At 40.9% G+C, this 4,702-nt stretch carries 7 protein-coding genes; 2 read left to right on the forward strand and 5 right to left on the reverse strand.

Annotated elements, in window-relative coordinates; all coding sequences use genetic code 11:
* Both H569_RS0116875 and H569_RS20850 read left to right on the forward strand, forming a co-directional pair.
* Positions 1-286, forward strand: a 286-nt coding sequence (locus H569_RS0116875; RefSeq protein WP_027365942.1) for a transposase, incomplete at its 5' end; no start/stop codon positions are given.
* A 117-nt stretch (positions 287-403) separates the two neighbouring features.
* Positions 404-988, forward strand: coding sequence for a hypothetical protein (locus H569_RS20850; protein WP_051273727.1), 585 nt, complete (start codon positions 404-406; stop codon positions 986-988).
* 39 nt (positions 989-1,027) lie between these two features.
* Here the strand turns inward: H569_RS20850 and H569_RS22935 are convergent, their stop codons facing one another.
* The 5 genes from H569_RS22935 to H569_RS0116905 all read right to left on the reverse strand — a co-directional run bounded on the left by H569_RS22935 (position 1,028) and on the right by H569_RS0116905 (position 4,086).
* On the reverse strand, positions 1,028-1,333 hold the full coding sequence (locus tag H569_RS22935; RefSeq protein ID WP_027365943.1) for a hypothetical protein: 306 nt from the start codon (positions 1,331-1,333) through the stop codon (positions 1,028-1,030).
* Positions 1,334-1,368: 35 nt separating this feature from the next.
* Positions 1,369-1,587 (reverse strand): hypothetical protein, encoded by a 219-nt coding sequence (locus tag H569_RS22940; RefSeq protein WP_027365944.1) that lies wholly within the window; start codon positions 1,585-1,587, stop codon positions 1,369-1,371.
* Positions 1,588-1,620: 33 nt separating this feature from the next.
* On the reverse strand, positions 1,621-2,190 hold the full coding sequence (locus H569_RS0116895; RefSeq protein WP_027365945.1) for a prepilin-type N-terminal cleavage/methylation domain-containing protein: 570 nt from the start codon (positions 2,188-2,190) through the stop codon (positions 1,621-1,623).
* A gap of 23 nt (positions 2,191-2,213) precedes the next feature.
* A complete protein-coding gene (locus H569_RS0116900) occupies positions 2,214-2,558 on the reverse strand; it encodes a type IV pilus modification PilV family protein (RefSeq protein WP_027365946.1) in 345 nt (114 codons plus the stop codon).
* An 88-nt stretch (positions 2,559-2,646) separates the two neighbouring features.
* A complete protein-coding gene (locus H569_RS0116905; RefSeq protein ID WP_027365947.1) occupies positions 2,647-4,086 on the reverse strand; it encodes a pilus assembly PilX N-terminal domain-containing protein in 1,440 nt (479 codons plus the stop codon).
* Positions 4,087-4,702: the final 616 nt, after the last annotated feature.

Genomic DNA, 4,702 nt, shown 5'->3' on the forward strand with positions numbered 1-4,702 from the left:
ACCAAAGCTAGGGAGACCACCGGCTAACAAAGAGATAGAGAAGGAACAAAAACGCCTGGAACGGCAAGATGCCAGCGAACGTAATGCTGTAGAAGGTAAATTCGGCGAAGGGAAGCGGCGCTACAGTTTGGCTCGTATTATGGCACGCCTGAAAGAGACCGCCGAAAGCGTGATTTGTCTACAGTTCCTGGTGATGAACTTGGAGCATAGACTCCGTGTTCTTTTGTTCTATTTTCTGCGGCACCTATTTCGGTATTATCTAGCTTTAGTTCGACCGTCATTATAGTGTTTTAATTGAAATTAGGATTGGTTCAGCAAACCCTATTTAATTAAAACCAATGCCGAAGGCCAAAGGCTGTGGGAAAAAACCTTTGGGGGTAAAGAAACCGATGCAGGCGTATGTGTGCAGCAGACCGTTGACGGCGGCTATATTATTGGCGGGCAAACATTTTCCTCCGGTGCCGGCGGTTACGACATATACCTGATCAAAACGGATCCAACCGGCAAACAAGTATGGGCAAAAACTTTTGGCAGTATAAATTGGGATACCGACACAGCCGTCCTGCAAGCTGGGGATGGAGGTTACATCGTGTTGGGGCAAACGTTTTCCAGCCAAACCGGTAAGGATATTTACCTGGTTAAGACAAATGCCGAAGGGAAGAAGCAGTGGGAAAAAACCTTGGGCGGTGCCAATTGGGATGCCGGCAAAACCGTTAAACAAACCAGTGATGGTGGTTATATGGTAGCCGGGTGGACCGATACACACGGAGACGGGCAAGATGATTTTTACCTGGTCAAAACGGACGCAGCAGGGAAAAAAATCTGGGAGAATACGCTGAAGAACAGCAAATTTGATAGCGGGTTTTCCATCCAGCAAGCCGGTGAAGATGATTACATCATCACCGGGTGGTGGGAAGAACCTTTAAAAAACCAAGAGGTAAAGAATGATGGGTGTCAAATATATACTGCTGTTATTACGGTTAAATAACTTTAATTCAACAGCCACACCAGACTTATTATGCAAAAACTAAGGTGAGCGCTGTTTTAAGAATCTGGCCATGGAATCCAGGTCAATGGCATGCTCCATAGCTTCTTCATCGGTGATCAGGTCTTTGGCGAGCAATTCCTGCAAGTGAGCGTCGAGAGTTTGCATACCGTGCTTGGCCCCGGTTTGCATAAAAGAATAGATCTGGTGCACCTTTTTCTCTCTGATTAAATTGCGCACCGCCGGAGTGCTGGTTAAAATCTCCACCGCCGCAATTCTGCCCTGGCCGTCTTTACGGCGCAAAAGGCGCTGCGCAATAACCCCGGCCAGGGTACTGGACAGCTGCACCCTGATTTGTTCCTGCTGGTTTGAGGGAAAAACATCTAAGATAAATCCACTTCTCCCATTCCGGACAAAGCATGGAACTTTTCATCGCCCATAATCTGCTTAGCCAGGGTCATTGTTTCTTCCGGTAGTAGAGGCGGCAGATCCAGTGAATGCAGCCTGCCGTTTAACCTTATGGCGGGGGCGGCGCCGGACGAAATGTGCAAATCCGAAGCACCCTGTACCACAGCCTGCTTGAGCAGCTCGTTGATGTGCATGTTTGATCCTTTCATTAGGAAAAGTTTATTCATTCACGGTTTAACATATCGTATCGCCATCCGTTTTGGCGGTTGGACTACGGGGTTTAAATCCCTACCCTCCAAACTTTTGTCAAGCGCTTCTGTATTATTAAGCATAACATTTGAAACTATGTTATAACCATGGGCATCTTCAAGGTTACCTTTGATGTTAAAGTTTAGAGTATAATTACCTATTTCATTTTTATCAAGGGTAAAGGATAATTCGTCAATTACAGCGTCGGATATATCGGTAGAACCATTTTTATCCTTCTTTTTTACCCGGTATTTTGTATCTGAACCATCAGTTACCTTATCTAAATAAATGTAATTATCATTATTAGAAAAGTTGAATGATTCAGGAGTGCTATCCAACACCTCCAAATCAATTGCGTTGCGCACATCAGAGGTAATAAACATTCCAGCTTGTTGTATATTAGTTTGTACTTTCCACTGGGCTTCTTCCATAGTAAAAGAATTTACTCCGAAAAAATAAATAGTGTATCCTAAAGCAATTACCACACTCAAAAGGGCAAGCACAATTACCAGTTCAATCAAAGTAAAACCACGTTGATTGCGTTTCAATGTCAGTGCCCCTTTCCACTTTTTTACCGGTCGGGTGAAAATACTGTCAGCGTCCCAGAAGTTAGAATTTTGCCGTCGACATTGATTGTTTCAGCAAGGTTCCCATTTGTATCTCTAAAAGTCATGTTTAAAGTTTTATTTTCACCTTGTTCGTTGCCGGCTATTTTACTCTCAAGCTCTTGCTGGTAGTTAAATGTGGTATTGCTTTTAGTCCCGGCTGAAAACAAATTGGCCAGGCTACTTGTATACAGTGTGGTAAAGACAACCGCAATTATGGTCAGCACTGCAACTGAAACCAATACCTCCGTTAATGTAAAACCCGAATTTTTCTTCTCAGATTTTAATGTATTAATAAAGCGAGTAAGCATAATTTCCTCCCTTATCTACCATCCAATGGAACAGGCTCGTATTGTAAAGTTCGATACACTGATTAATCTAATTAACAATTTTTATGTCTTAATTCCAAATTTGATGGTAGCCTGAATCATCGGACGAGTCATCAGATCCAGTATCATCAACAGGGTAACCTTCATAATAGCCCAAGCTATCCAACGGCAACGGAAAATTGTTAAATGAATTATCATATATAACCTGAGCGCCACCAGAAGAATCATAATTCTTTACTACAAGCGAGCCTTTTAAAACAGCGCCTCCGGTTAAATTAAAATCTGCATAAGGTGCGTATATGGCATGTACATGCGCAGAAGTACCGCCGTTCATTTTTACATTATCACCACCAGTTATAATGTTACCCTCAATAACACTACCGCCTGAAAGATCAATATCAGCGGTATTGGCATAAATAGAACCCACAAATTTTTGTCCGCCGCTTAATTTTAAGTCATCGTTTCCATTATAGTACATCAAAAGGTTTGCCGGATTGCCGTTATTATTGATAGTTGAACCGCCGCCCATATCAAATGTTGTATCAACATACATTATAAGTTTACCACTTCCTTGCAGCTTAATATGACCTTGTTGTATATTTAAACTACCAACCCTTAATTCACTAACACCACCATTTAGATTTATTGTCAGCGTTCTATTACTTTTAATATCTATGCTGGTATATGAATAATTGGGATTAATCGTTAAATCATTATTACTGCCGCCTTTAAGTTCCAAAGATGAGTTTTCCGCCGGCGGAAGGTTGGGGAAGGACGGATATTGTGGTAACGTATATTTTCTAACATAGTCTAGATTTTGTATCGTTCCGGTCACAAAATCTTTGTACGAGCCCCAACTTGGTTTATAAAATACAGTACCTACATCACCTCCGGGACCTATAAACAGGTCACCGTCGATTCTGGTACCCCCGTTCATGCTAACCCCCTTATTTTGGGTGGTATTGGTTCCCACCGTTCCTTTTACATAAGCTCCACCGGACATTTCAACACTTTGGTCGGCAAATATTGCCATGTCAAAAGCAGGAGCCGGAACATTACCGGAATTGTTTCCATCATCCCCGTTATGGCCGCCGCCTGAATCCCCCGTACTGTCACCGGTCAAAGACAATGTAGTATTAACAACCCTTTGAACTACACCCACATAACCGGTTGATTTTACTCTAACAGGTCCGCTTATTACACCGTCAACCAGTGATCCTATTACCTCAACCTGAAATTCGCCAGCTCCTAATTGTATCCGGTCTGATATTTTATTAATTAATGAATTAACAGCATCCGGATTGCTACGGTAATTGTCCTTAATAAATTGCGCAGTTGCATCAGCACCGGATCGAGCCAGGTAATAAGCCTGCATTATCCTTTCATCCTGGGCCACAGATTTTGCCTGTGCCATACTGTATTGCATTGCAGCCACGCCAAGTAAGGACAATACAAATAAAACCATAAGCGCTAACGGTAAAGCAATGCCTCTGTTGTCTCTTAAAAGCATACAAAACACCTACCAATTTTCAATTTTACCATTAATTGTTTCACAGCTAAACTAATATTTGAATGATATATACAAAACATAAATAACATCTTATGAATTATTTAACATGATTCTACCTTAAAGCAAGCATCCTTTATTATTAAACATTTTGAAATCAAAATTATTAAACATTGCTATAAATATTGATTTTTTTTATCATTATCGCTTTGAATTTACCCATAGTTATGTGGTTGAGGATTGACCCCTCTCTTTTTTTAATTATCATGCATCATCGTGACTTATGTATAAATTGCCTTTCAATTTAATTGTTACCAAAATCACCACTTTATTATATTATATTTGCGATAATAAATGATTTCTATAGTTTTTTAGATTCTTTAAATATTTTTCCGATATTTAAACCTATGAACCAATGTGTGCCATATTAAATACTGGGGTCGAGTAGATGAGGGACTTTCATTATGGCTAAGCCTTTTTTAGATCCGCCCTATCCGCTTGCTACCCCTTTCGTCTGGCAATGCCTAATTAGGGCTTGCTGAACGAAAAAAAATCCAATAATCTCAAGGATTTGGGAGCATATTTGTCGAATTAATATGCATGGAAAATGCGTCAAATA

The organism is Desulfotruncus alcoholivorax DSM 16058, assembly GCF_000430885.1.
GTDB classification, from domain to species: domain Bacteria; phylum Bacillota; class Desulfotomaculia; order Desulfotomaculales; family Desulfallaceae; genus Desulfotruncus; species Desulfotruncus alcoholivorax.